Origin of the sequence: Deinococcus marmoris (assembly GCF_001949125.1) — a bacterium.
GTDB classification, from domain to species: Bacteria; Deinococcota; Deinococci; order Deinococcales; family Deinococcaceae; genus Deinococcus; species Deinococcus marmoris_A.
In genome coordinates, this window is record NZ_MSTI01000114.1 from 1 (window position 1) to 24,326 (window position 24,326).

General features: G+C 59.6%; 29 protein-coding genes, 1 other RNA gene and 2 pseudogenes. 3 read left to right on the forward strand and 29 right to left on the reverse strand.

What is annotated here, in order from left to right; all coding sequences use genetic code 11:
- Nucleotides 1-314 (forward strand): annotated as a pseudogene (locus BOO71_RS27940) (IS4 family transposase); the annotation flags it as partial.
- 165 nt (nt 315-479) lie between these two features.
- On the opposite strand, the gene ssrA reads toward BOO71_RS27940, so the two are convergent.
- From ssrA to BOO71_RS29205, 27 genes are all read right to left on the reverse strand, one after another.
- Nucleotides 480-836: a transfer-messenger RNA gene (gene ssrA, locus BOO71_RS16580) on the reverse strand.
- Between the two features lie 60 nt (nt 837-896).
- Entirely contained in the window at nt 897-3,869 is a 2,973-nt protein-coding gene (locus tag BOO71_RS16585) for a hypothetical protein (protein ID WP_139322981.1), read from the reverse strand.
- Between the two features lie 27 nt (nt 3,870-3,896).
- Entirely contained in the window at nt 3,897-4,565 is a 669-nt protein-coding gene (locus BOO71_RS16590; protein WP_075834191.1) for a hypothetical protein, read from the reverse strand.
- A gap of 225 nt (nt 4,566-4,790) precedes the next feature.
- Complete coding sequence (locus tag BOO71_RS16595; protein WP_075834192.1) at nt 4,791-6,188, reverse strand: replication initiator protein A; 1,398 nt, start codon at nt 6,186-6,188, stop codon at nt 4,791-4,793.
- 910 nt (nt 6,189-7,098) lie between these two features.
- Nucleotides 7,099-7,977, reverse strand: coding sequence for a Fic/DOC family protein (locus BOO71_RS16600; RefSeq protein ID WP_075834194.1), 879 nt, complete (start codon nt 7,975-7,977; stop codon nt 7,099-7,101).
- Between the two features lie 41 nt (nt 7,978-8,018).
- A complete protein-coding gene (locus tag BOO71_RS16605; RefSeq protein ID WP_139322983.1) occupies nt 8,019-8,243 on the reverse strand; it encodes an antitoxin VbhA family protein in 225 nt (74 codons plus the stop codon).
- Between the two features lie 415 nt (nt 8,244-8,658).
- Nucleotides 8,659-9,114, reverse strand: a complete 456-nt coding sequence (locus tag BOO71_RS16610; protein WP_075834198.1) for a hypothetical protein — start codon at nt 9,112-9,114, stop codon at nt 8,659-8,661.
- Between the two features lie 75 nt (nt 9,115-9,189).
- Nucleotides 9,190-9,564, reverse strand: coding sequence for a hypothetical protein (locus BOO71_RS16615; protein WP_075834200.1), 375 nt, complete (start codon nt 9,562-9,564; stop codon nt 9,190-9,192).
- An 88-nt stretch (nt 9,565-9,652) separates the two neighbouring features.
- On the reverse strand, nt 9,653-10,663 hold the full coding sequence (locus BOO71_RS16620; RefSeq protein ID WP_075834202.1) for a bifunctional DNA primase/polymerase: 1,011 nt from the start codon (nt 10,661-10,663) through the stop codon (nt 9,653-9,655).
- Between the two features lie 32 nt (nt 10,664-10,695).
- Complete coding sequence (locus BOO71_RS16625; protein ID WP_029483224.1) at nt 10,696-10,944, reverse strand: hypothetical protein; 249 nt, start codon at nt 10,942-10,944, stop codon at nt 10,696-10,698.
- Nucleotides 10,934-11,545, reverse strand: a complete 612-nt coding sequence (locus BOO71_RS16630) for a ParA family protein (RefSeq protein WP_075834204.1) — start codon at nt 11,543-11,545, stop codon at nt 10,934-10,936. The genes BOO71_RS16625 and BOO71_RS16630 overlap by 11 nt, the downstream gene beginning before the upstream one ends.
- A 69-nt stretch (nt 11,546-11,614) precedes the next feature.
- Complete coding sequence (locus tag BOO71_RS16635; RefSeq protein WP_075834206.1) at nt 11,615-12,262, reverse strand: zeta toxin family protein; 648 nt, start codon at nt 12,260-12,262, stop codon at nt 11,615-11,617.
- A gap of 3 nt (nt 12,263-12,265) precedes the next feature.
- Nucleotides 12,266-12,556, reverse strand: coding sequence for a hypothetical protein (locus BOO71_RS16640; RefSeq protein WP_075834208.1), 291 nt, complete (start codon nt 12,554-12,556; stop codon nt 12,266-12,268).
- 334 nt (nt 12,557-12,890) lie between these two features.
- Nucleotides 12,891-13,115, reverse strand: coding sequence for an antitoxin VbhA family protein (locus tag BOO71_RS16645; RefSeq protein WP_075834210.1), 225 nt, complete (start codon nt 13,113-13,115; stop codon nt 12,891-12,893).
- Between the two features lie 101 nt (nt 13,116-13,216).
- Nucleotides 13,217-14,155 carry a tyrosine-type recombinase/integrase gene (locus BOO71_RS16650; RefSeq protein WP_083653533.1) on the reverse strand — a complete coding sequence of 313 codons (939 nt, stop codon included), beginning with the start codon at nt 14,153-14,155 and terminating at the stop codon, nt 13,217-13,219.
- Nucleotides 14,155-14,535 (reverse strand): hypothetical protein, encoded by a 381-nt coding sequence (locus BOO71_RS16655; RefSeq protein WP_075834212.1) that lies wholly within the window; start codon nt 14,533-14,535, stop codon nt 14,155-14,157. Before BOO71_RS16655 ends, BOO71_RS16650 begins: the two co-directional genes overlap by 1 nt.
- Nucleotides 14,532-14,990, reverse strand: a complete 459-nt coding sequence (locus BOO71_RS16660; protein WP_139322984.1) for a hypothetical protein — start codon at nt 14,988-14,990, stop codon at nt 14,532-14,534. Before BOO71_RS16660 ends, BOO71_RS16655 begins: the two co-directional genes overlap by 4 nt.
- 8 nt (nt 14,991-14,998) lie before the next feature.
- Nucleotides 14,999-15,343, reverse strand: a complete 345-nt coding sequence (locus tag BOO71_RS16665) for a hypothetical protein (protein WP_075834216.1) — start codon at nt 15,341-15,343, stop codon at nt 14,999-15,001.
- A gap of 211 nt (nt 15,344-15,554) precedes the next feature.
- Nucleotides 15,555-16,040 (reverse strand): helix-turn-helix transcriptional regulator, encoded by a 486-nt coding sequence (locus BOO71_RS16670; protein ID WP_075834218.1) that lies wholly within the window; start codon nt 16,038-16,040, stop codon nt 15,555-15,557.
- Between the two features lie 107 nt (nt 16,041-16,147).
- Nucleotides 16,148-16,666, reverse strand: a complete 519-nt coding sequence (locus BOO71_RS16675; RefSeq protein WP_075834220.1) for a hypothetical protein — start codon at nt 16,664-16,666, stop codon at nt 16,148-16,150.
- A gap of 236 nt (nt 16,667-16,902) precedes the next feature.
- Entirely contained in the window at nt 16,903-17,151 is a 249-nt protein-coding gene (locus tag BOO71_RS27105) for a hypothetical protein (protein WP_139322985.1), read from the reverse strand.
- A gap of 54 nt (nt 17,152-17,205) precedes the next feature.
- On the reverse strand, nt 17,206-19,110 hold the full coding sequence (locus tag BOO71_RS16680) for a ParB/RepB/Spo0J family partition protein (protein ID WP_075834222.1): 1,905 nt from the start codon (nt 19,108-19,110) through the stop codon (nt 17,206-17,208).
- A gap of 335 nt (nt 19,111-19,445) precedes the next feature.
- Entirely contained in the window at nt 19,446-19,802 is a 357-nt protein-coding gene (locus BOO71_RS16685) for a hypothetical protein (RefSeq protein ID WP_075834224.1), read from the reverse strand.
- Nucleotides 19,799-20,005, reverse strand: a complete 207-nt coding sequence (locus BOO71_RS16690) for a hypothetical protein (protein ID WP_075834226.1) — start codon at nt 20,003-20,005, stop codon at nt 19,799-19,801. Before BOO71_RS16690 ends, BOO71_RS16685 begins: the two co-directional genes overlap by 4 nt.
- 10 nt (nt 20,006-20,015) lie before the next feature.
- Entirely contained in the window at nt 20,016-20,198 is a 183-nt protein-coding gene (locus BOO71_RS16695) for a hypothetical protein (protein WP_075834228.1), read from the reverse strand.
- Between the two features lie 57 nt (nt 20,199-20,255).
- The gene (locus tag BOO71_RS16700) at nt 20,256-20,741 is read right to left on the reverse strand and encodes a hypothetical protein (protein WP_075834230.1); all 486 of its coding nucleotides are present in this window, start codon (nt 20,739-20,741) and stop codon (nt 20,256-20,258) included.
- Nucleotides 20,742-21,736: 995 nt separating this feature from the next.
- Nucleotides 21,737-21,808: a hypothetical protein gene (locus BOO71_RS29205; RefSeq protein ID WP_368482880.1), complete on the reverse strand. Its 72-nt coding sequence runs from the start codon at nt 21,806-21,808 to the stop codon at nt 21,737-21,739.
- Here BOO71_RS29205 and BOO71_RS28850 point away from each other — a divergent pair.
- Entirely contained in the window at nt 21,782-21,976 is a 195-nt protein-coding gene (locus BOO71_RS28850) for a hypothetical protein (RefSeq protein WP_254843194.1), read from the forward strand. The genes BOO71_RS29205 and BOO71_RS28850 overlap by 27 nt on opposite strands.
- Nucleotides 21,977-22,519: 543 nt before the next feature.
- On the opposite strand, the gene BOO71_RS27110 is transcribed toward BOO71_RS28850, so the two are convergent.
- Both BOO71_RS27110 and BOO71_RS16710 read right to left on the reverse strand, forming a co-directional pair.
- Nucleotides 22,520-22,795, reverse strand: a complete 276-nt coding sequence (locus BOO71_RS27110; protein WP_139322986.1) for a hypothetical protein — start codon at nt 22,793-22,795, stop codon at nt 22,520-22,522.
- A gap of 9 nt (nt 22,796-22,804) precedes the next feature.
- Nucleotides 22,805-23,821 (reverse strand): hypothetical protein, encoded by a 1,017-nt coding sequence (locus BOO71_RS16710; protein ID WP_139322987.1) that lies wholly within the window; start codon nt 23,819-23,821, stop codon nt 22,805-22,807.
- A gap of 198 nt (nt 23,822-24,019) precedes the next feature.
- Between BOO71_RS16710 and BOO71_RS16715 the strand changes: the two are divergent.
- Nucleotides 24,020-24,326 (forward strand): annotated as a pseudogene (locus tag BOO71_RS16715) (IS66 family transposase); the annotation flags it as partial.

The window sequence follows — 24,326 nt, forward strand, 5'->3', positions numbered from 1 at the left end:
CCCGTTTTGCGATGGAGTTTCCGTTCCGGGACGGCAAGCAGTTCGCGGGCCTGGGTGATTGCCAGTCCCGTCAGGCTCAGGCGCTGCACTTCCACTGGAATATGGCGCTGCATAGCGTTTCTGTAGCCAGAGCCAGTCAGTTGATGAACCAGCGGGCTGGCCCGCTGGTCTTCAGCATGGAAGACGAAAAACGCCGTGCCTATAACGAATTTTTCGCTGATCGAATTTTATCTCTGTTGCCTGGCGATCTGACTTGCGAAAAATTCGCCCCACAGATCGCCGACCTGCTGCTCCTGGGGGTCAAGGCTGCTTGAAACCTTCCGGACTACTGCCTGGTCTGGATACAGGAAAAAGCAATGTCATCAGATTCTTGCAAAACGCACCTCCCTTCATTTGGGCTGGGAGATCCTAGCAAGCACCCTCTGAAAACCTCTGATTAAAAAAGTGAGAGACCACCTGAGGTCAGGTGGTCTCTTCTTTGGTGGAGACGGAGGGAGTCGAACCCTCGTCCGATACAGCCTTGGTGGGCTTCTACGAGTGTAGTCCGTGATTTGATTCTCCTCGCTCAGCCGCGCATGGACACGCTGCTTTCGCGCCTATCTCCTAAATTTCGCTGACTTATCGGAGCACTTGGGTCAACTAGCCTTCTTTTGTATCAGTTTCCGCGACGCCAAAGGCCGGGCTGCGTGGTCACTGCGCAGTCAATTAAGCTGCGTATGCGTAAGAAACGCTGTTGTTGCCATTTGAAAGGCTTGACCGATGATTAACGAGGCCAACGGTCATCCTCGACTCGCCACTTCACTTCCAGCACGCACCGTCGAAACCGGGTCGTCCCCAAAGGTGTAGGCAGTATAGCAAAAGCCAGCCACCACACCTGACGAAACGTTCACCAATTTTTAGTTCGTCCAGTGGGTGAGATACGGTGCGTGCCCCTCACGGAGCGCCTCAAGCGCCTGCTGGGCGCTCCGCTCGATTTCCTGACGCCCAAGAACGCGGCTCAGGGCCATCACCCGCTCAAACGTGTCCGGCTCCTGATCGGCCATCGCCGCCCGCATCAACCACTGTAACGCATCTGAAGTCTCTCCCAGGGCGTTGGCATGTGCCTGATAAACCCGCGCGACGTGGCGCGCGATCAGGACGCGGAAGTCAATCACCCACTCGTGATTGCTGCTGGGAAGGAATGACCCCTTGTAGAGGTTCTGAATGGTCTGGGCGTCCATAGACGACAGAATATCCAGGGCGTCACAACTGACATGAACCTCAGTGTCGATCATCCAACCAGGATTACGCCGCCCACTCCCGGCTGTCTGGAGAAGTTCCATGCCCGGTTGCTTGAATGCCGTCTGGAACGTCCGGTTGACCGTGCGGCGTGCCTGCTGAACTGAACCTCTGCCCCTGGCAAGGTCCGAAAGAGGCCAGATGGCAACGGCAATTTCATCCTGTGATGCACCAGGATGGAGAACACGATAAATGAGGGTTTCCAGGGCAGTGCTGTAGCCCAGACGAGAACTCATTCCATTAATGTCTATACGGAAATGACCAATCACAGTGAGTCGCAGCTTCTTCTTTTCAATTTGACCTATCAGGTATGCATTCGCAAGAAGGTCATCAAAGAAGTTTTTCTCGATTCCAGCAGTTTTGTAAGCCTGAAAAATTGGCTCAAATTTACTGAAGGCAACTTGATAGAGAGCGTGATCTTCGCTGTAGAGACTCAACGCTTCCCGAAGTTTATGTCCTAAATCTTTACTCACCTCACCTTTCTGGTGAAGAATTAGCATGGAGAGAAGGACAGCAGCCGTCTCCGGGACTTGATCGAAGGTGAACGCCTGGTCCGCCAACTCAAGCGCCTCGACAGGAACACCGAGGATAAACTTGAAAAAAGCACGCTCCGAGGCATCATCACCCGCCCTCGGAGGTGTTTGATCAATTTGATGCAGTGATGATCTAAGCAGGGCCTCCGCTTCTTGCAGTCGATCTGTCCCAAAATAAATCCACAGCGCAGTGAAAAGATTGGATGAGAGATAACCTTTATGATCGTGTTCTAATGAAAATTTGCAGCCTTTGAGAGCAGTTTCCAGTGAGTTTTCATAGTCGCCAAGACTGAGATAAGCAAGCGAGATATCACCAATTAACATAAAATCTGCCAGGGGATAGATTTCACCATAGTTTTTGGTATATTCTTTGAGAATTTCAAGGCTCTCACGTGGCCGCCTGACCCGGTTAAGTTGCCGGGCATAGGTTTGAACAACAGGCATCATGCGGTGGGGATTTTCATTGATACTAGATTTATAAAGGTTGAAATATTGTTCAAGTAAAATCTCTGAATCATACTTCATTCCACGCATGATGTGCGCTTTAACGCTCTGTGTTGCAATTCTCAGCGAATTATCGCCGTAGATCGTCGCCCGACTCACTGCGTCTTCAGCCACTTCAAGAGCTGCTTCTGGCTTACCACTTGAGATGAAAAGCACTGCCTGGCTCCGAAGGAGTTGGATGGTGTCACGCTGATTCGTTGGACTGGGCGTGACACGAATAGTTTCAAGTCCACCGTCAATACTTTTCTGCATCTCATCAAAATTGTTCGTTCGGTAGTTGCGAAGTGCAAGCGCGTAATACGCAGTAGCGGTAGGAAACAGATCAATCTGACGTCTTGCAAGCGTTTCCGCACGTTCTCCCTCGCCAGTCTCTCCCAGCGACAAAGCCAGGAGGGAACGCAGTTCTGACGTGAGAAACTCGTCGGGGACCTTTGACAGCAGGTCAATGGCGATTTTCCAGTTGGCAGTTCGGTACCAGCCCGGAACCAGATTCTGGATCATGCTCAGGGCGCTTTCGATCTGACCAGCCGCTAAAAAATGAAGGGTTGCCGCGTAAGGTCTCCCCTCTCTGTCTGCCTGCTGGGCGGCGTATCCCTGAACCGTTTTGAACTGGGTCTGATCTCTTTGCAAGGTGTCTTGTAAATATTCCCGCAGGGCGTCGTGTGGGATGAAGGCTTTGCCCTGTTGCAGCACGGGCAGGCCCACGCGCCGCACTTGATCGAGCCAGTCACCAGGAAGGTTCAGATGCAGGACACTGGGCGTCGTGGGTGTCCAGATCTCCATGACACTCAGGGCAGGAAGGGCCTGCTGAATATCTTCAGGGAGCCGGCGCACCAGCGTGAGCAACAGGTGTTCGGTGCCGGCCTGAAATTGGTTATTTTGAGCGTGAAATTCCAACATGACTCCTGCGGGCCAGCCGTGGAGGTCGCTCGGGGGAAGTGGGTCTGCCTCAAACGTTCGGGCCAGAACATCTACCTCATGTTCAGTAAAGCGAAGTTGGCCCGCGTTGATCTCGGTGCCAATTCCCGAAGCAAGGAATGGAGCAATTTGAAAGCTCGAAGCCTCGTGCTGGGCGACGAAGATGCGGTGACCCTCGCCCAACCCATCAACAAAAGCGTTGAGAAGATTGGCAGAGTCATCACTCAGGTGTTCGCCCCCATCGACAATCAGCGTTAAATCACTCGGATGGTTGTTCACGTCATTCAGTAGGGCGAGCAGGGCATGCGAGGGACTGGTTTCGAGAATTGCTCCTGATTTCCAGTACGACAAATTCAGGCCGAAGTACTGGAAAGCGTCGACAAGGGATTGAAGGAAAAAGTGGGCGTCCCGGTCTTCCTGATGCAGCTTGAGCCAGATTACGTTTCCATTTTGCTGACGTGCCCATTGGGCCAGCAACACGGTTTTGCCGTAGCCGGAAGGGGCAAGCAAGGCGGCGACTTTGATGGTCAGATCAGTGAGTTGCTTCTGGAGCCGGGGCCGCGCCAGCCCCTGCGGCATCGGTTCAGGGACGCTGAAGCGCACTTGTGAACGGCGGCGCACAGGTAGAGAAGACATAGACCAGTTTAGACCGCGTGGCAAAACTCAAAAGTTTGAAAGACCTGCGGCAGCGGCGCTTCTGAGCTGCGCCAGTTCCCTGCCCGTGACGCCCCAGCTCGCCTGGTTGTTGCGCAAGACGGCGTACCCCGCTTCGATCACCTTGAATCCGGCAGGCACGCCTTCTTGAGCCTTGGCTTTGAGCAGGTGGCTGGTGAGCGCCCTGGTTTCTTGCGGTTCAACCGTTCCCGAAACCACCTGAATCTCGCCGTTCATCCAGAACGAAACGGCGTAAGCAGGGGCTGGCGTGTCCACACCCTTGACAGCGTACGCCGCAATTCTGGGGCCGTCTTGCAATGGAATCCGGGTGCGGGGCGGAAGGTCACGCAATGCCTGCGTCGCCAGTTCGTGTGCGCGTTGGTGCAGGGGACTGCTGTTGCGCGGAATCCTCACGACAGTCACGTTTGGGTGGGTCACGCAGAGAACGGCCCGCAATTCCTCATCCTGAGCATCGACATGAAGCACAGCACGGACCCCGAACGGAAGGGCAAGCTGTTGCAGGGCGGCCAGCGCCGCCGTGACCTCTTGCAGCGCGGTCCGGGGGATCTGACCGCTGACTTCCCTGATATCTCCAGCGAGATCCCGAAGAACGCCCCCGTAGGCGGCGGCTGTTCCGACAGCGCTCGCATCGGTGGCGATTGTGGTCTGGTCTCTCATGAATTCAGAGCGGAGTATTCCACAGGTGGGATGCTCCCAGTCTCCCCCATCCATGACTGGAGCTGGCCACCCACAATGCCACCGTGAAAACTCGGCCACCCACCGGCTCCCAGGGGGTCAGAAAAACGGCCTGCGTAACTTGTCCGGCGGGAAGTGACGAAAGCTGCACCCTGGAGTTGTGCATCTCAGGGAGAAGCTGCCTGGATTTGATGGAATTCACTCCCATCACTCCACTGGAAGCAGGGGGTTGAGTTTGCGTTTAAGCTGATCAATCTGTTCTTTCACTGCGGAACGGGCCGTCGCCTCCAGCAGTTCACGGGTCAGGGCCACCGCACCGATCTCCCCGCACTGGGCCAGGTGTTCGAGTTGGCTCCACTGCGCGGCATTGAGGTGTTTCTTGAGCAGCATCTGCAAGGTGGCGCGCTGCGCCGTCCACTGCTCTGCCGGGGAAGCTTCACCAAGTTGATTGAGCTGCGCCTCCCTCAGGGTCTGCGCCTCCCGCTCGGCGCTTAGCTTCTGCTCCTTGACCTGACTGGCGCGCTCCTGGCGCTGCCGCTCGGGCGTCACGAAGTCGGCAGGCAGATCGTACTTGGCCGGATGCTCCAGAAAGTCGGCCACCAGCCCCCCCGGATTGCGCACGCCGCCCTGGGCGGCGCGCTGCCGCAGCTCCAGAAAACGCAGCGCCTCTTCCACCCGCTCGGGATGCTGGCCCGCCAGCGCGGTGGCGCGGGCCACCGTGACCCCGGCCTGACGCAGCAGCCGCACCAGGGCCGGGTCTGCCGCGTGCGTGTCTGCAAAGGTGTACTGGGCCACCGCCGCCTTGCCCCGCCCCTCGATCACGGCGCGTTCCAGGTAGTGGTTGGCCAGCAGTTCCTCGTGGGCCGAGGCCAGTGCCCGCCGCACCAGATCACTGCGGTCTGTGGTCAGCCCCGTGGCCTGCCGCCACTCGGTGAGCGGCACCTGAAGCTCTTTGAGCATCTGGCCGTCGTCCTGTCGCCGGTGCGCCTGCAAGGTGCGGTACAGCGCCCGGGCGGGCGGCTGTTCCAGGCGGTGCAGGAGCTGGCCGTCCAGGACCTGTGAAATACCGGCCCGGATGCTGTCGGCCAGTTGCTCACCCAGGCGGATGCTCAGCGTCGCCTCGCTCTCCAGAGCGCTGAGTTCGCCGTCGTCCTCGCTGTCGCGGTAGCGCAGGCCCTCGAAAAAGCGCACGCCCACGTTGTCCCATCTCACCTTCTGGGTCCCGGTCAGCGAGGATTTGCGTCCTACGATCACGCTGGTGAAGTACAGCCGCCGGATGCTCTGGCGCAGCCGGTGGTAGTTCTCGCCGTTGTTGGCCAGGCCCATCAGCTCGCGGACCTCATAGGCGGTGGTGTGGACCCAGTTGTCCTCGGGGCAACCGTGGGCGACGAACAGCGTTTCAAGCGACACCAGCGTGTCGGTGTCGATGCCGTGTGGGCGGCCCTGGGGGGTGATCGCCTCAATGCGGAAGGTGCGGGCATTCACCGTGAACTCGGTGTTCCAGGTGGTGACCCCCTGATCGACGCGCGAATGCATGCTGATGACCCCAAAGCGGGCAAAATTCAGTTCGTCGTGCAGGTTCGGCGTTTTGGGTTTTTTAACCACTGCGGCTCCCGTTCTGGTGTTGTTGTTTTTTAACTGATGTAAAGATATAAAAAAACAACAACAAGGAGAGTCGGTCATCGTGTGCAGCACGCACTTTCTGGCGCTTTTCCCGCAAAGGTATCGCTAGTTTGGTCCCTTTTCCCGCAAAGGTATCGCTAGTTTAGACCCCCTTCCCCGCAAAGGTGTCGCTAGTGGCCCTTCAGGAGTCCGTTTGGACCTGAAATCAGAAAAAGATTGTCCTGAACATGAAAAGCCTCTCTTTCCCGCAAAGGTATCGCTAGTGGCCATTTTGGGCAATCCCGCAAAGGTGTCGCTATTCCTCTCCTATATCCCGCAAAGGTATCGCTAGTGCTGTGAAAGCGGTAGCGACTGTGTCACATGGAGAAATAGCCTGTTGACAGACAAAATCCCGCAAAGGTATCGCTGTGAAGGTGTCTGCCGCGCCGCGCCAATGCTGTTCCGTTTCCCGCAAAGGTATCGCTACGGAGGAGGGGCCGCAGGCAGGGCACTGCTCCGCAGTTTGGAATCTGAGTTCGTCATTTATTAGATGGTATATGGGCCTTGAGTCACTCGCTCTTTTCTTCCGTCTCACCCCTGTACTTCTGACTTGGTCGAAGCTTTTGCCCTACGTTTCAATTTTTCTGGTTTCTTTAGCGAGATGCGAGGTGCTTGTAGCTGAGGCGTGGGCTTGCGCAGCGCCATAGGTAGACTGACATTACTGCTTTGTCCCGGTTCTCCGTATGGTCAACATATAGGGGTTGGCATTGTTCTGGTTGGGAGTTTCGACGTTGCTGGCTGAAATAGAGGATATGAGTTGCTCCTTTCTTTATATCATTCATTAAATGGGTTGTCATTACTGGCTGTGACTGTGGGTTCATGGTGAAGTCCCCACGCAGCCGACTCTCCTCTCTCAGTAGCCCATGCTCCGGCCCCGTTGCATCTGCCTTTCCTCAGCGGCGCTGGGCATGGGAGTAGCCGTGACCTTGACCACCTCGCCGGGGCTGCTGCCTTTGGGAAGATCCTGCGGATGGCCCACCACCGTATCGCCGGTTGAATTCATGATGAAATGCTGCCGGTCTTTGTGCTGGAGCTGACCCGCGTAGGTCTCGCCCGCCGTGGTGCTGGTGAGGTACACCGCCTGCACCTGTTCGCCGTAGCGCCCGTGCAGGCTGTCAAAGCCACGCTGAAGCACCCGCGCCCGGTCTGGATCGGTGATCTCGTCGAATAGCCGGCGCATGGAATCCTTGTCGCCCTGCGCGGCGTCAAAGCTCACCACCGTCATGCGCTGCTGGGTCACGGCCTCAAACTGAAGCGGGTGGCCTGCCTGCTCCGCGAGCTGGATCATGAACTCGCGCTGTGTTCTGCCGTTGCCTTCGCGGAAGGGGTGGACCTGGTTGAGATCACTCAGCACGTCAGCGGCCTGGCGGCTGAAGTCCTCGCGGGACAGGCTGCGCAGCCCGTCTTGTTCGGCCAGCCGGGCGAACAAGCTGTCCAGCTTCGCATTCACCTTGGGGCCTTCCTCGAAGGAAGTTTGCGCTTTGATGAGCTGCACGGGCTGCTGCTCGCGCTGGCCTTCCAGAGTGAGATCGTCGCCGCGTGTGGTCCCAGCCCACTCATACACGTCTTGAAACGTGTGCTGGTGAATGGCGCGCAAGTGGTCCGCGTCGAAGTGGCCACGGGTGGCGGCGGGGGCGCTGCCGTCTTTGATTTCAACAGCCCGGATCGAGGCCAGTTTGCGCTCGGCCTGTGACAATTCCCCGGCATCTTGGATGCCGAGGCGGTTTTTCATGACTCCATTGTCGCCCGTGTACGGGTCAAGTCCGGCCACAGCTAGCGGCGGTACTGCTTCAATACGGCCTCGCGCATCTGCTCGGTGGTCATGGTGCCGTCCACATAACCCTCAAACATGGTCATCGTCTGGGCATCGAGCGGCATTCCTTCCATTGCGCTGTTGTGGGCCACAGACTGGACGATCTTCCGGCGCTGTTTGCGGGCATCTGCTTCCACCATGAGAGCGTCACTCTGGGCGCGCAACTGATCTTCAAGTGTGGTCATCTTGTGGGCCTCCGTAAGAAGTATTTTAGCAGATAACGCCGCTGTCAAGGAGTAAAACATGCCTTTTCAGGCTTGCTCGGCGGTGTCAGATTAACCTGTTCCACACCACAAAGCGAAGGCGGCGGCAGCTTGGGAGACGGGGGCTGCATGAGGTGATGTCCAGTCGCCGATGCGCGCAGAGTCTATCCGCGTAGCTGCGATGTTTTGACCCATATACTGTCCGTTAAACACATCCTGTCTATCAGGCTTTTTGCCATTGTTCGGAACGCTGGTGGACCGCCTACCCGTCAAGTTGCCGCTGATCACCAGGAATCTGCTGCGGGCCACTCTGCACAAGGCGTCTCAATTCAGATGATGGTCAGCATGAGGGGAGGTGGACTGGGTGGGGTGAGGGCGGCGACATCCCAGGCATCTGTCATGGGCCAGCACTCCTTTTTTCAGCCCTGATCTGGGCGCTGGCCAGGGCATAGGCCAGGTCATAGTGCAGGTGTTCCAAGTTGGCCGGGACCTCGCCCTGAAAGCGGAAGCCGGAGACCAGGGCGGCGGCAGTGTCCAGGGCTTCACGGGCGCTCCGGGTCACGCTGAGGCGAACCATGTGACACGTCGCGTAAATCTTCCGGGCGCGGGAGCTGGGTTGTCCCGGCATGACGTCGCTCAGCTTTCCCGTCCAGCCCAGGGCGCGGGCCTCCTGCATCAATGCCTGGGCCTCCTTCCACGTCGCCTCGAAGGTCTGCGCCCACATCTGGGCGTCTGCGGCGCTGGTTGGTGCGGGGCCGCTGTCCATCTCACCGAGCAGCGTGTAACAGCGCACCACTCGGCTGAGGGCGTGGGCGGCTTCCTGAGCGTGGGGGTTGATGGTTTTGTGGGGCATGAAGGGCGCTCCTCTGGCGTACCGGACAACTCAGGCGGTTGGGAGAGTGGCCCCGCAGGGGGGGCCGCTCGGCGCTCAGTTCAGAGGGACGCGCAGCAGCTCCACCTGGGGCAAGTCCAGCGGCGCGGCGCTGGCGATATAGGAGTGAGGCACCTGCGCGGGCCAGTCGGCGCGGTGGTGGCTCTGGGCCTGCACCTGGGCGGGAAGGGCGTACTCGCTGAAGGGGCGCACGAAACTGGCATAGATCCAGCACTCGGCGGGCGCAGTGGGCCACAGCTTGGCCAGCACTTCACGGCGGCGCAGCTCGGCGGCCAGTTGCGTTTCGTACTGGGCGCGCACGTCCTTCATGTCTTCGGGGGTCACATCGTAACGCTGGCGCAACGTTTCCAGCAGAGTTTCCAGTTCGGCGCGGGGGTCTTGGGTGGTGGCGAGGGTCTTGATCTCCTGCATGGACGCGCTCCTTCATGTTGAGGTGGGTTTGGGGTGGTTTGGGGTGGGCTGGCCCCGCGCTCGCTGGGCGGGGCCAGGTCTGCGGTGCTTAGCTGGCCTGGGCCTGGGCGCGGGCGGTCCTGAAGGCCGTGAGCGCGATGCTGGCGGCGGCGAAGCTCTTGCCCTCCTCGTTCATCAGGCGGTCAAGCTCCAGCAGGTCTGCGGTGGACTCCGTGACGCAGTGCAGTTGGCAAACGTCGTGCATCTCCCACATCTTCTGAAACGCCTTGCACCATGTCCGTGTATTCCCCAGCGGCGCGCAGGGCTTCATCTCGGCTGTAGTCGTTGGCATTCGCCCACAGCCCCAGCATGAATGCCCCCTTCTGTCCGCCGCATAGTCGGCGGCCCGGTCCAGCATCAGGAACATCGGGCAGCGTTCCTCGTCCACGGAGGAGGGCTGGGAGCTGGTCCGCTCGGCGCTCTTGGGTTCCTGCGGTGCGGGCGGGATCAGGCCCAGAGCCTGCCGCAACCGGTAGGTCTCCCCTGCCACCGTGACGGTCTCCGGCACGTCCTCGATGCTGAGCCGCTGGCGCTGATCGGTGCGGCGGTAGAAGCCCTGGCGGTTGCGGCTGGGCGGGAACATGATGTAGCCGCCGTCGCCGCGAACATCAAACCCTGGCGGCAGGGTCTTCTTGTTCTTGCTGGCGTTGGACTGCACGTACCAGCCCGGATGGTGCAAGTAGAGGTGCGCGCCGCCGCTCGGGGAGATGACGTGCGGTTTCCACCCCAATTCGCGCAGCAGGGGCAAGCCTTCCAGGTCCACGTCAATGACGACGTAACCGCTCAGCTCACCGGTGACCATGCCGAGGCCGCGTGCGCGTACCTGCCTGTACCAGATGTTGAGGTCTTCAGCCGTGGGAAGCTGGGTTTGCATGGGCTTCCAACTGGCCCGGAGTTCGCCGTTATCGTTGACATAGGTGTGACCGGAGGCGATCAGGGCCTGCTTGTGGGGTTCCTTGGCCCCCTGGCTGACGCCCCCGCCTGTGGGAATGACGCTGATGCCCTGGCGCAGCAGATGGCAAGCAGTCTCATAGGCCCGTTCGGGTTCATCGTCATACAAAGCTTTCACCTTTTCGTGTTTTCACGAAAACACTATTTTAGGAGATCACTATGGCTCCGGCGCAGATAGTCCGTCACCGCCTCTTCGAGAAGCTGGTACTGCTTGCGCTGTTCCCTGGCGCTGGCCTGCTTGAGTGCAATTTTGAGATCCCGGTGCATCTGGGTGGACAGGCTTTCCAGCACGTTTTCGACTTCTGGCCTGCCAACCTTTGGAGGGGCCGTCAGTTCAGGCGAGGGCTTCAGCACCTGCAACTGTTCAAAGCGGCTTTTCTTAACGGACATACGACAGCGCCTCCCGCATAACCGACTGGTATTCCAGCGCCACAGTCCGGGCATACCGGTTCTGGGTGTACGCCTCCAGGGGGATGCGCTGCTCGGCGGCGTCGCCCACCGCCGTCGATTTCCTGACCATGCTGGTGAACACGGGAATACCGCTCTCTGCGAGGTGTTCGCGCAGCTCCTCGCCCCGGCCCCCCTCATTGACCACGACCAAAACCCGGAAGTTCTGAATCCCAGCGTCCACCAGTGGACTGAGGGTGTTGGCCAGTCCAGTGGCCGAGACTCCTTCAGGGCGGGTCGGGACGATCAGCAGGGCGCTGGCACGGGCCAAGCTGACCAGATCGTGTCCCTGTTCATTGCCTTTGCTGTCAATGACCACATACTCATAGCCTTTCATCCGTTTGGCAGCGTCCTCGTCGTAACGGGCCACGTCAAAGGACCACGCTGGATTGTCGCTGCTGCGCCAGGCCACCGCACACTGCAATTCCTGGTCGGCATCCAGCAGCAGCGTCTTTCCTTTCTTCCCAAGTCCCTGGGCCATCTGAATGGCCGTGGTGGTTTTGCCCACGCCGCCCTTCATATTGGCAATACTAAAAATTTCCATGACTCAGTATAGTGTTTTCACTAAAAAAAGAAAACACGAATTCGCGGAAAAGTGATTTCATGAAGACCGTCAATCTTCCAGATCACGCTGGACATGCGGGCTGAATTGCTGCGTGACGGCATGTGAACGCCCGATGCTCTCGGCGGTCTGCATCTGCGGGAACTCGCGTTCGAGGGCCGTCCTGATCCGCCCTGGCAACTGCGGCGTGACCGTGAGCTGTCCCTGGTGCATGGCTCCCACCATCACAAAATCGCTGCTCTTTTCGGCAGAGACGTACAGGGCCGCAACGTCCGCCCGCTTCATGGCTTCTGGCAGGTTTTCCAGCACGCGGGGGAGTCTGCGCTTCAGATCTCTGTCCGAGATGTTGTGACCACCCTGCAACACACGGTTGTCGATCCTGAGCCGCGTGTCCTCGCCAGGGTGCGGGATGATAAAGGCCAGATGCACGTCATAGCCCTGCGCTCTGGCCCGGTCCATCAGCGTGAGGGGCTGCCTGGCAGAGAGGGTGGTCTCCACAGCAAAACTCTGACGCTGGGCCAGCGCTGCCTCCTGGGCCTGAAGTGCGGCCCTCGCTCCCCCCACATTTGCGGCGTTGTTAAATCCCCGCCCCTGCGCCCCGGTGAGCTGATCGGGGTCTATGGTTTGCAGCCCACGGGCCTTGACCAGCGTGCTTTTTCCGGCTCCATTTTCTCCAGCAATCACCGTTAGCGTGGGCACTGCTTACCGCGCCGCCGGAGTCAAGTCTCCCAGGATGTCAAATGCGTACCGCTCAAACTCACCCTCAGCGTCGTACACTTCGCGGCGCTTCACAGCGATGCGCCGCCCACTGGGATACTCGACGACCTGTTGGCCCCGCTCCCCGTAAGTAATGGGGAGACCTTGCATCAGCAGGTCGGTGACGTGAGGCGCATAGTCGAGCAACATCAACTTGACCCGCATGGTTTCGGGCAGTGGATCGCTGCGGAACATGATGTGGGGATTTTGCACGGGGGCGTTCATGGCGTCGGTCATCGGCTTTTCCTCCTGATCAGTCGCCCTGGGCAACACTGCATTCTGCTGGGCGAACAAGGGATCTCTGGCCTGCTGATCCCGAACGCAGCGGCGACAACAGATTTTGAATTCCTGAAATATTGTATCACTTTTTCACTAAAAAAAGAAAAGGTGTTTTCGTGAAAACCTGAACAGGAGCGACAGTCTTGAGGATCAGTCATCAAGTTGCCGCTGAATCTTTGCTGGGTCTGTGGCCGTGAATCGGCGGTGAACCTCATGCAGATAAGCAGCATCGTCATTGCCCTTTACAGGCTCAAGCTTCAACTCAGCGATGCGGGCAGCAGTGGGCACCCCTTCACCGTTTGGAACTTCGGCCACTGAGTCCGGTGTGCCGCTTGACCTTCAAGATCATTGATGGCATATCAATCTGGCCGTCAATGAACTGGGCGTAAATGCCCTCCACCTCAGCGTCCAGAACAAACCCCTCCAGATGCACGCTGGCGCGGGTCACAACAATGGCTTTTTTGCGCCGCTGGCGCTCGGTAGGATCAATGGTCACAGGCTGGGTGAACGCGGTCATCGTGGCCTCCCTGGGTTTGAGAATAGCATGTGATCCCCGACTTAGTGAAAGCACGAATTAACGAAATAAATATTTCACGGAAACACTATTTCATGAAAACACTAAATAATATCTGGCAAACTGGCCGCTGCCGCCGCCAACCGTTCCGGCTCCAGGTGGGCATAAATGCGGGTGGTGGCGATGCTCTCATGCCCCAGAATCTCCTGCACCTCCTCCAACCTGCGGCCCGCCTTCACCAGCGCCGTGGCGTGCGAGTGGCGGAGTTTGTGCGGCGTGCATTTCTCAGGGGCCAATCCTGCCCGCTCGCCTGCGGCCTTGACCACCCGCTCAATGCTGCGCGCCGTGACCGCCTGCCCTGCCTTCTGGCCCCGGAGATGACAGAAGACAAAAGCGCTGTCAGCGATATAGAGCTGGCGATATCCCAACCACTCCTTGAGGACCCGCACGGCAGTGGGGGAGAGGAAGATCGTTCGCTCCTTGTTCCCCTTGCCGATCACCCGTATTTTGTGAGGCGTCCCGTCAAAGTCGTCCTCCACCTGGTCCACAGTCAGGCTCAGCGCCTCCGCGATCCGGCAGCCGGTCCCGTACAGAAACCCAATGACCGCCTTGTTGCGCTTCGTCTGCTCCGAGCTTGCGCCGTCCACCGCATTCAGCAGGCGTGAGACCTCGCCGGGGGTCAGGTACTGGGGCTGGCGGCTGGGCAGCTTGACCCGTTTGATCCCGGTGGGGCCGGGGTGCATGGTCAGGTCCTCCACGTCGCTGAGATACCCCCACAGCTTGCGCCAACTGGCCAGCAGGCGGCGGTTGCGCGCTGGCTCCGGCTGCTGCTGATCGACATAGGCGCGCAGGTCATGGGTCTGTACGTCGCTCCAGCTTGTGAGCTGGGGGCGGTAATCGGAGAGCCAGTTTGCCAGTCGGGAACAGTCGGCCCCGTACTGCCGGATGGTCCCTGGACTCAAGCCCTCTTCCCGTTTGAGGTAGCCCGCAAAGCCTTTCAGAACATCGGTCAGCATAGAGGGGGTGGCATCGGTGGGGGCCATCAGTGAACCGTCCTTGCTGCTGATTGCTCCTGCTCGCCGTACTGGGGTCCCTCGCGGCGCAGCTCCTCGACGGTGGCCGTCCACGAGTCCGGCACCTCGAAGGGCGGGGCGTACTTTAGCCCTTGCCACTGCTGCACAGCCTCTGGGCTGCCGTAACACTCCAGAGGAAAATCCTGGGCCACCATTGCCAGAATCACTCCAAACGCGTCGCGGTTTTCGGTGTCGGCGCTGCACGCGGCTCCAAAAGCGTCACCGCTCAGCAGGTGTAGTAAAAAGCCAGACAGCACACTTGAGCCGTGGTTGACGTGCAGCTCCAGCAGATGCGCGGTGGTGGCTGGAATCTGGTCTTTCCAGCGGGCCGCAATCTCAAAGGGTTTCATCGCTGCTCCAACTCCAGCAGCTTGCGGAGATGTTCGGCGGTCAGTTCCAGCTCGCTTGCCAGGGAGCGCAGGCGTTCGGCCTTCACCTGTTCGTCCACATCTTTGGTCAGGAAGAGGAAGTCGTGCAAAGCACTGGCCGACCTGAACGCCCGCATCTCCTGAAAGGGCTGTGAGACCTCATCCGACTCTGCGGCGGGTGAGGTGTAGACGCTGGACTTGGTTTCCAGGGGATAGATGATCTTGCCCTGACCGTCTGTAATCCACCACTGCTTGAAGCCGTCGTCTAAGGCGCTTTGCTTGTTGTACAGATCGCATTGGCCCTTCAAGCTTTCCAGATCCTGGCTTCTGCCGTACAGAGAACCATTTGGCCACTCTGGCTTGGGGTTGTACCGTCTCAGCGCGTACATCTTGGATTGTCCGGGGCCGGTGGCCGCACCCTGGTTCTGGCCGGTCACACCCTGCATCAGTTCACGGCCTTTGCGCGGGCGTCCTGCTGCTCTTGCTCGTAATCGGCCCAGGTCTGCACACCTTTGACCGTGACCTGAACACGCCCGCTGGTCCACTCTTCGTAGGTTGGCACGTCGGCGGTGATCTCCAGCACCAGTTTCCTCTTGCCGTGCTTGGCGGCCTGGTTCCACAGGCCCGCGATTTGTTCCGGGTGAATGTGGCCCCAGGTGCAGCCGGGATCGACGGCGCGTTGCCGCTGCACCATTTCGGCAGCCAGGGCTTCAGCTTCTGAGCGGGTCTTGCCGCACCGCTCCAGAAGATCGGCGAGGGCTGTGGATGGAGTGTCGGGCAAGTCGGTCACGGATCAATTCTCCTTGTTTCGCTGCAACCAGAATACCATGTCTTGACTTAATATGTCGTAAAAACTTGATTTTACGACATGCAAAAGCGAGATCCATTTTCAGCCTCTCTGCGTGCCTGTCAGTAAAAAAAGACCAGGCGATCAACCCGCCTGGAGTGTCCTTCGGTACTGTTGTCGTAAAATCTTTTGAAACGTCGTAAAACAAGTAAGCTCACGAGGCGGCTTCGGACGCCTCGGGCTTGCGGGTCTTGACCTTGGACCCGGCTGCTTCATGCGCTGGCCCTTCGCTGGACTTCTGAAGACCGTCCTCTTTTTCAAACCTCGCAAACGCTTTGTACAGTGTCCCCCGGCTCACACCGATGGCATCAGCAGTTACCGTCATGTCACGGCCTGCGGCCACCCACTGCTTTGCCACCTCGTACTGCTCACGGGTCACGCGACTCTGATTGCCAGTGACCTCGCGGCCTTCCGGCATGGGGGAAACTTCTACTTCTCGCCGCTCCTCTTTGCCCCACACGATCTGGGTGACGTCAACACCGAGCGCCTCTGCCAGAATCAAGCCTGTTTTCAGACCTGGGATGTTGCCGCTGTAAAGCCAACTGTGAATGCTCCGCCCTACTCCAGCTTTTTCTGCCAGCTCGTCAACCGTTAAGCCGCGTTCCTTGCGCCATTGGTTGAGGGTCTTCTGTTCTTTCATGTAGACTCGTTGCGCTCCTTTACCTCTGTCTGAGGGGAGTGGACCTGTCCGCTGTGGATAGGTCCTTTTCATTGTGCCATGTGTTGCCCTGTTCGTCAGATCTGTATTCATGCGCTGGCCTCCTGGGGGGACTGCACGGGTGGAATGGTTTCGTGGTGGTAGAAGGGTTCGCGGGCCTGGGCCTGCTGTGGCGTGAGCTTGCCTCTCCAGACCTTCAGGCTGGAAGACACCACGGCCCGGTACTGAAAACTGCGCGGGTTGCGCTTCCCTGTTGGAACGAGACCAAACCGCGCGCCATCGTCGGGTCGGTACAGGCTTTCAATCTTGACCACCTTCCCTGTCACCCACTGCTGACATCTTTGCTCGTCCTCGGGGGTCTCCGCCTGCCACATCCGAATGTGGAGCGTCAGCACTTCGCCTGTGGGTATCCGGGTCTGGATGCCTTCATAGACGGGGCTGGGCTTCCACCGCTCGGCGTTGAAATACTCGCGGGTGTCACTGTGAATGGACTGCGCTACCCGAGTGGGGTGAATGCTGTCGTCGTCGGTCAGGGTGGCCTGCACCAGTTGATAGATGTTCAGGAGAAGATTTTTCTTGTACTCGTCGCGGCTGCTGGGCGTGGGCATGGGGTCACTCCTTGGGCGTGGGGGCGGGAGCTGCGGGGGATGCTTGTCGGGGCCGCGTGCAGATCGTTAGGCGGCGCTCTGGCCCTGGCGCTGGGCGGTGGCCTGTCCTCCCAATCTGCCGCGCTCGGTGGCAGAAAGGCGGGGGCTAAACTTCTTGGTGGGCTGAGATTGACTCATCAACATGCTCCTTTCCTCTGTCCAAGGTAAGAACACTATACAAAATATTTTGTATAGTGTCAATTTGAATCGACTTGTTCCGGTGCGCTGGCAAAGGCAATTCTCGCGCTTAGTCGCCGTTCAGACCGGGCCGTTTCAATGCGGCCCGCCTGCTTACCGCAGTACACCAAACCGTAAATAACCGTGCTAAACACCTTGCCTCCGTGTTCGCGCTGGCAGCCGTCACAAAACCATTTCGGCCCGTAGGTCTGTCCATTCCTGCCGCTGGCATTGCCCCGTGCAAAGCCGTGTTTCCTGTTGCCGCCCATGTGCGCCCTCCTGGGAAAGTAGGGGGGAGGCTCGGCCTCCCCCTGCTCTGCTTCCTAGAATTTCACGAGGTTCGGCAGCCACCCGGCACCCTTGAGGGCGGGCGCTTTTTCCAGAATCAGGCCCACGATTTCCTTCTTGCTGGCCTTCATCAGTCCAACCGGGCGTAGCCCCTCGGGCATGGTCTGGATGAGCTGGTGCAGCGCGTCAACGGTGTAGCCGTCCAGATACGCGGCGCTGAGGGTAAACCGCTCCTGCACGTCCCCGGTCACGTCCAATTGCTCGGCCAATTTCTTGACCCGGCGCGGCGTGTCGTTCAGGTTGTGTTCCCAGTCGCCTACCTGCTGGTGCGTCAGGTACGCGAACAGTTTCAACAGGTCTTCGGTCTGGACTTCTGGCGCAGTCAAGGCGTCTTGCACATCGAAGCCCATTCTCCGGTACGTCAGTCGCCCGCCCTCGTCGGTGGTGAAGACCGTCCCGAACGTCAGGGCCAAATCTGCGGCCAGGGCACGGCCCTCGCCCGTCATGGGAACTTCTTTCACACCCCGGAAATGGATTTCCATTGCTCCGCCCCCACTGCGGCAGATGGTCGCCTTTGCCAGTGATTCGCAGGCCAGGGCAAGGCACATGCGGGGGTCGGTTGCCAGATGCCCATGAATCGCCTGAGAGCGCGTCTGGTGAGCCATGACGTGCGCGGCCTCCCTGATCTTCGGCCCGGTATCGGCGGCGGGATACGTGGTGTGCGAAGTGCTGGTGGTGCTGGTCTCGCCGCTCTCCGCTTCACTGTCACCCGCTGCGGCTGCCTGGGCCTGCGCTGCTTTGGCCGCTTCCGCCTGCTCCCGCTTGAACTCTTGGGCGTCGGCGTGCCGGACATACAGGCTGCTCTGGGCGACTTTCCCGGTGGTGGTGCTGCAAATCAGGCTCAGATTGTGGGTCATCCCTTGCGGAGGCGTCACCCATTCATTGGTCGGCAGGTTGGCATACGCGCTCTCAACGGTCACGATTTCCACCTTGCCCCAGGTGCCGCGCTCCTTCTCCTCAGCCTTGAGGAGTTCCAGCGCCTCAAGCTGCTTGTTCAACGCCGTCTTGTGGTCCGCGAACTTGGCGGGGAAGTCGCCCAGCAGCCCGCCCTCCTCAATTCTCAGGCCGCTGGCCTCCACATCAAACCGGGCATTCTCCACGAGGAATGCCCCGGCCTTCACGAGATTCTTGAGGGTGGTGACGCTGTTGCCGTTGCGGGCGTGTTCGGTCAGGGACTTCTTCATGGCCCCGCTGGTGGTGGCAATGATCTTGGCCTGTTCCAGCGTGATTGCGCCCTCGTCCAGCAGCTTGCGGGCCGCGCGCCCTAGCCCTGCGGCCAACTGCACCCGGCTCTTGACCGTGTTGACGTGCAGGCCGTACTTGACGGCGACATAATCCGCCGTGCGGCCCGCGCCGATCAGGGCTAAGAAGGCGTCGGCTTCCTCCATCGGGGTCATGTCCTGGCGCTGGCTGTTTTCCAGCGTGGCAACCTCGATCAGCTCCGCGTCGGTCATCTCTTCAATGCGGAAAGGAACGGGGTAGGAGTCTGCCACCTGATAGAACGCCTCGCCCATGATCGGGCGTCCGTTGGCGTCCTCTCCGGTCTGCACCTGCACGGTCAAGCCCTGGACCAGCAGTTCGACGGCCCGCTGTCGGCGTTCGCCTGCGGCCAACTCCACCATGCCGCTTTCCCTGGCGCTGGGCCTGCCGATCAGGTTCTGTTCAATCCCGGTGCGGGTGACGTTCCCGGCTCCGTCAAACTTGGTGCGCCCGTAGATGCTGGCGGCAAGCTCCACCAATTTGTCGTGGTCAAACCGCTTGCGGGGGTTGAGGCTGCTCCGGCGTGTGCGGCCAAACGCCACATTCACCACATCGGCGGCGGTCTCCGGGGCCACGAGACGAAGGGGGGCGGGGGTGGTCATCTGCTGGGCTGCGGTCATTTTTATTGCTCCTTTCCTCTGTCTGAGGTAAGAACACTATATAATATATTTTGTATATTGTCAACTCTATTGAAACTGATTAGCGCAGCGTCACAGCAAAAGAAAAGCCACGCTAGGCGCAGCTCGTATCTCCTCTTCCTGATTTATCGGCCTGTGGCTTTTCATTCGCGGTCAAGGATTCGGAGGGTGAAGCGGCGGCAGCCGATGGTGAAGGGTGGTCGCCGCTTCACGGACCCGGTCATCCTCGTGGCAACACAGCTCTAGAGCGTCTAAAAGTCGCTGCATGTCCTGGGCGCACTGCTTCATACCGGTCAGCAGTGGATGGGGTTCAGGCATCAGAACCGGGCAGCTTGGGCAAGGGCGGCATAAAGCACGACGGCTTTTTTGAATGTCTCAAAGATCGCCTGACCTGCGGCGGTGACGCTCACTTCAGGCAGCGGGTTTTGGCTTTCCAGATCGGCCAACGTCGCTTTTAACGAATCAAGGTGCCCCAGAAGATCGGCGCGGCGGTCTGGGTTGGGGTACAGGTCGCCGTACCTGCGCCTCGCGTCACGGTGCTTTTCAATCCTTCGGGCGGCCTCCTGATCGCCCTGGTGCTGCAAGGTGCGGGCGGCTCTGAGGTTGTGCGCGGCCACGCGGCGACGCTGGCGCATTTTCTCAGCGTAGGTCTCCAGTTCGGGGGTGAGGGTCATTGCCCGTCCTCCAGCTTGGCCAAGGGGTCCGGTAAGTGGGCGTCGTCCTGCTCGGCGTCGTCGGCGTCCTCATAGCAGTTGGCAGATTCTGGCAGCAGTGGGGCGCGTAGCTCGGCGGCGGCGGCCTCGAAGTTGATCTCCGCACGGTCATAGGGTCCGCTGGTGATCTCGTCGTCGTACATTTCGTCGGCGCTGTAGAACATGGTCACTCCTTTAATCAAAACACCCGCAGCTTTCGGGGTCGCGTGAGCCGCAGAAGGGGCAGCCCGTGAGGGTGAGGAAGTCGGGCGCGGCCTCCAGCTCGGCGGGAGGGTCAAAGTCTGCCGGGGCGTCCGCGTTTGCTCCACGCTCGTCGGCCTCAAGTTCGGGGGGCAAGTCGTACAGGGTCCAGTGCATCGGTGGCGGTCCTCCGGTGGGGGAGAGTGGCCCCGCGTCCAAGCGGGGCCAGGCGTCTTAGAGCGTGTGCAGTGGGCGCAACTTTTCCCCGGTGCGCCCGGTGAACATCTGCGCGTCGTCCTCGCTGAACAGGTACAGGGTCATGCCGGGAACCACGCCGAGAACGCGCTCAGGGGCGATGCTGAGGGTATAGGCGTCGGGGTCTTGGAGAGTGGAATAGATGCGGCGGGGCTGGCTGGTGGGCAGCAACAGCAGCGCCTTCTGATCAAAGTGCAGGTTGGTGTGTTCGGCGGCGGCTTCCTGGGCCTTGTCCTGCCAGTTCGCGGCGTACATCAGACCCACGATGAGGGCATACGCGGCGTCCTTCGCGGCCCACATCTGCTGATGGCCCTGGGTCATGGTGGCCTGATCGTTTTTCAGGTTGCCCACTGCGCCGCGCACGGCTTCAGTGGCAAAGGTGTGGCGCAACTGCCGGTAAGCGGCGGCGGCTGGAGCATTCTCGCGGAAGATGCTTTTGACCTTTTCGTAAGTGCTGATCGTCATGGTTGGCGCTCCTTCCCTCTGTCTGAGGTAAGAACATTCTACAAGATACTTTGTATCTTGTCAATCTCTCAGAATGCTGCAAGAGTCGCGCTTATGCCGTTCCTGTCGGCTTTTCCCCTCCTTCGTTACCCGCCGAACACGTCGCCCCCTCCGGGCGTCGTGTGCCGCCCCTGGCGGCGCGGCTACCCCCGTCTTTCCTGATCGTCCCACCCCGCTCCTGGGCCTGCTTTTCCCCCCTGCGTTCCGCTCTGGCTGCTGTCAAGCTGGGCCGCTCGTCGGCCCAAGGCCGTAACCCGGCGCAGTTCGCCGGGTTTGACAGCTTCCTGACCGCCCCTCGATCCTGTGGCCGCAGGCCAGCCGGAAAAATGTTTGGGGCCGTTTCCAACATTTTCCGGCTGGCCGATAAGCCCTTTTCGGGTTCTGATCTTCTGATCTCTTCAAAAAGAACGTGCGGCCCCTGGCCGCTCCCTTCATCCTTTGTCCCTGCCGCGCTCGGCTCGGACGACGGGCCGCCCCGAGACCGATGACGGGCGCGGCCCTCCTGCCGTGACCAGCGGGACGGCGGGCAGAGACGCTGTGCGGCCTCTGGGGCCGCTCCCTCTTTTTCGGTGTGCCCCTCAGCGCCGAATAAGCCTCGTCAGGGGCGCAGTGCAGCTTGCGGCAGCATCACTCGGAGGGTGAGCCACCATCTGTTGCCCCTTCCATCGGCACATGCCCTGCCGTCCCTTCCAGTTTGGAGAGGGACTGGAATGCGGTAAGAAATCCAGCGGCATGACGCGAGGAATACCGCATCTTGGATTTCTGGTTTCCCGGCGCTCCCCAGCCGGGAAAACCGCATGGAAGGCCGCGCCAACGGCGCACCCAACCCGCCGTCGCCAAAAGAATGAAACACACCCGCCCTGCCGCCGCCTCCAGAATCAAGAAGTCATGCCCTGGCCCCAGGCATTCGCCCGCCCCGCCTGCACCGTCGCCCTGGTGCTGATCTTTGTTTCTCGTTAACTTCGCCAGGGTCCCCAAAAGGTTTCTACGTCGGGAGCAGGGTGCCCGTTGGCACGGAGAGCGGCCACAATCTGGCCACGGTGGTAGGCATCGTGTACCAGCATATGCACCGGGAGCAACTCGTCAGCGGCATGTGGCAACCGGTCAACCGGTCCACCCGCGAGGACCTCCTCAATCAGGCTTTCTTCCGCGCCGAGCCACACCTCACGTACATGGCACAAAAATGTATCGTCTGAGTCTTGACCATTCCAGGCGGGGAGTGAGGCACGTAGCGCGCTGGCCCGGTCAGCGTTCAAATGAGCCAGCCACTTACACACGTCGAGGGCGAGGTGCTGAAGATGTTGTCCAATCGGCATTCCAGCCGGCACGGCTGCAAGGAGGGCATGCACGGGGATCACGTCGAGAAGGGCCGCGTTGGCTCCCATGTTCCGCGTCCACGCTTCACGGAGGAGTTCTGGCGTCTGCATACGTCAAGGTAGCGTGCCGCATTCCGAGGCCGTGGCACAGGGCCAGCCCAGACCGCTGCGGAACCTGGCCTCGCTGGCGGACTCTCTGGGACAGATTCCTGAGCGCAGGTTCTGGTCCCGAGTCTCAGGGCGTCTTGCTCAGGGAGAGACCGCCACCACCGTTGCGGCCTCCCCAGCACGCAGACCGTCAACGTCCGGCGAACCCTCCACGTCATCGCCCTGGTGCCACCCTCTGCCCCCCTGGTGTTGACCCTGGCCCCCCCTCGCTAAAACGAAAAGCCCCGCCTGAGCGGGGATTGGATGCAAGTGATTTTATCGGCGGTGATAATACGAACTATTTTCTTCATCACTCCAGATCCGGTGATAGGGACGGCGTGAGGATGCCTTGCTCGTGGCCGCATCTGCCGCACCACCAGCCACGCCACCAAGAAACCCCCCAATTATATAAATAAGCATCGGCAAAAACATAATAAAAGCCTTGAATATACATTTCAATGCCATAAAGCCATAAACCACAATAAATACAGTTACCACTTTAATAGTTCGCCAGATGAATAGTAGAACTTTAACAACATCGGCCCTGGTCATACTCTCCTCCTAATTCTTATCAAATGCACTTAACTGTGCATCTCTAACCCCGAAAGGATCTTGTTCCTCAGCGGTCAAAAAAGCGGTTGGCACTGCTGGTACTGGCTTCAGCTCTGGCTCTGGCCCACGTTCCTCAATCCTGGCATTGATGGTCTCCAACGGCTGAGGCTCCCGCCCCGCGCTGACATCTTCGACGGCCTGGCGCAAGTCGTACAGGTCATAGACCCCAATCTCACGCACCACCAGACCCCAGTAAAACAGCGCTGTGGGATAAAACAGCGGCTCCAGCGCCGTGTTTTTGATGATCTCCGTGATGTTATCGCCGTGGGTGGTAGCAATGAAACTGGCCTTGACGCTGAGGTCCTTGACGGTCTCCGCCTCCAGCCAGGTTTGCAGCTCGTCAATGGCAACGTAATGCGCCGAGTTGTTGGCGATGGCTTCCAGCATGACCTTATGCTGCTCGGCCTTCACAGGGACAAAGTAACGGTCTGCCTCTCCGATGCCGGGATGCGGCGTGCGCCCGTCACCTGCAACCTCGTTGGACGTGTCCACCACCGTCAGGTTGGCGTCGTACTTCTCGGCGGCAATACGGATGTAGTCACGCAGCAGCGTACTCTTGCCCTTCCCGGCCATGCCCATGATCAGCATCGAGGGGTTGATCTCCACGCATTTCCTCAGCAGCTCGGCCACCCCCACATAGAAGCGGGCCACCCGGATATTGAAGCCGTCCGTACCCTTCCCGTCGGCGCTGGGAATGCGGCTGATGCGGTGGCCGGTGCCGTCGATCCCGGCGCGGTTGTCGTCGCGGATGTGGTCAATGCGGCTGCGGAGGTCCGTCAGGTGGTTCTGGCCGATGACCAGTTCAGGGTACTGGTGCCACTGGCCGCCGTGCTTGATCTTGAGTGGGCGGCCAAAGCGCAGCTTGACTTCTTCTGTGTCGCTGATGACGGCGGCCAGCTTCAGACGAAGATCAGCAGGGAGAATGCGGAGGAGCTTTGCATAATCCTGCTGAATCCGGTTGTTCACTTCCTCCGGCGTAAAAAGCATGGCTACTTGACCGGGCGCAGGGGCACGCTGTTCTCCAGGATTTCCTCTAGCAGTTCATTGGTGATCCGCTGCTCCTCGCGCGTGGTCAGCTTGAGGCGCATGTTCAGTGAAAATCCGTATCTGATTAGCGCCTCTGCCCGGTGGCCGGAGGCCAACAAGATTCGCTAGACTCAGGGCATGGCCGGGACGCTGACAGAGGGTGATGTGCTGGAGATCATCCGTCAGCAGACCGAGCGATTCGAGCAGTTGGAGGCCGAGAATCACGCGCTCCGTGCCGAAAACACTCGTCTGAAAAAGAAAATTGAGGAGCTGGAGCGCAAGAAGCACAGCAAATATGCTGCGCCGTTCAGCCGCGAGACGCGTAAAGCTGCTCCCCAGCCCCCTGGACGCCGTGTAGGAATGGGAACGTTCACCTACAAGACCCCACCTGAACCTGAACAGGTTCAGGCCGTCATTTCCGTCCCGACTCCCAATACCTGCACCA

Coding starts and splice junctions, on each gene's coding strand:
- BOO71_RS16585 (WP_139322981.1), bottom strand. CDS start 3,869: ATGTCTTCTCTACCTGTGCGCCGCCGTTCACAAGTGCGCTTCAGCGTC.
- BOO71_RS16590 (WP_075834191.1), bottom strand. CDS start 4,565: ATGAGAGACCAGACCACAATCGCCACCGATGCGAGCGCTGTCGGAACA.
- BOO71_RS16600 (WP_075834194.1), bottom strand. CDS start 7,977: ATGAAAAACCGCCTCGGCATCCAAGATGCCGGGGAATTGTCACAGGCC.
- BOO71_RS16605 (WP_139322983.1), bottom strand. CDS start 8,243: ATGACCACACTTGAAGATCAGTTGCGCGCCCAGAGTGACGCTCTCATG.
- BOO71_RS16610 (WP_075834198.1), bottom strand. CDS start 9,114: ATGCCCCACAAAACCATCAACCCCCACGCTCAGGAAGCCGCCCACGCC.
- BOO71_RS16615 (WP_075834200.1), bottom strand. CDS start 9,564: ATGCAGGAGATCAAGACCCTCGCCACCACCCAAGACCCCCGCGCCGAA.
- BOO71_RS16625 (WP_029483224.1), bottom strand. CDS start 10,944: ATGTCCGTTAAGAAAAGCCGCTTTGAACAGTTGCAGGTGCTGAAGCCC.
- BOO71_RS16630 (WP_075834204.1), bottom strand. CDS start 11,545: ATGGAAATTTTTAGTATTGCCAATATGAAGGGCGGCGTGGGCAAAACC.
- BOO71_RS16640 (WP_075834208.1), bottom strand. CDS start 12,556: ATGACCGACGCCATGAACGCCCCCGTGCAAAATCCCCACATCATGTTC.
- BOO71_RS16645 (WP_075834210.1), bottom strand. CDS start 13,115: ATGACCGCGTTCACCCAGCCTGTGACCATTGATCCTACCGAGCGCCAG.
- BOO71_RS16650 (WP_083653533.1), bottom strand. CDS start 14,155: ATGGCCCCCACCGATGCCACCCCCTCTATGCTGACCGATGTTCTGAAA.
- BOO71_RS16655 (WP_075834212.1), bottom strand. CDS start 14,535: ATGAAACCCTTTGAGATTGCGGCCCGCTGGAAAGACCAGATTCCAGCC.
- BOO71_RS16670 (WP_075834218.1), bottom strand. CDS start 16,040: ATGAAAGAACAGAAGACCCTCAACCAATGGCGCAAGGAACGCGGCTTA.
- BOO71_RS16675 (WP_075834220.1), bottom strand. CDS start 16,666: ATGCCCACGCCCAGCAGCCGCGACGAGTACAAGAAAAATCTTCTCCTG.
- BOO71_RS27105 (WP_139322985.1), bottom strand. CDS start 17,151: ATGGGCGGCAACAGGAAACACGGCTTTGCACGGGGCAATGCCAGCGGC.
- BOO71_RS16680 (WP_075834222.1), bottom strand. CDS start 19,110: ATGACCGCAGCCCAGCAGATGACCACCCCCGCCCCCCTTCGTCTCGTG.
- BOO71_RS16685 (WP_075834224.1), bottom strand. CDS start 19,802: ATGACCCTCACCCCCGAACTGGAGACCTACGCTGAGAAAATGCGCCAG.
- BOO71_RS16690 (WP_075834226.1), bottom strand. CDS start 20,005: ATGTTCTACAGCGCCGACGAAATGTACGACGACGAGATCACCAGCGGA.
- BOO71_RS16695 (WP_075834228.1), bottom strand. CDS start 20,198: ATGCACTGGACCCTGTACGACTTGCCCCCCGAACTTGAGGCCGACGAG.
- BOO71_RS16700 (WP_075834230.1), bottom strand. CDS start 20,741: ATGACGATCAGCACTTACGAAAAGGTCAAAAGCATCTTCCGCGAGAAT.
- BOO71_RS27110 (WP_139322986.1), bottom strand. CDS start 22,795: ATGACCAGGGCCGATGTTGTTAAAGTTCTACTATTCATCTGGCGAACT.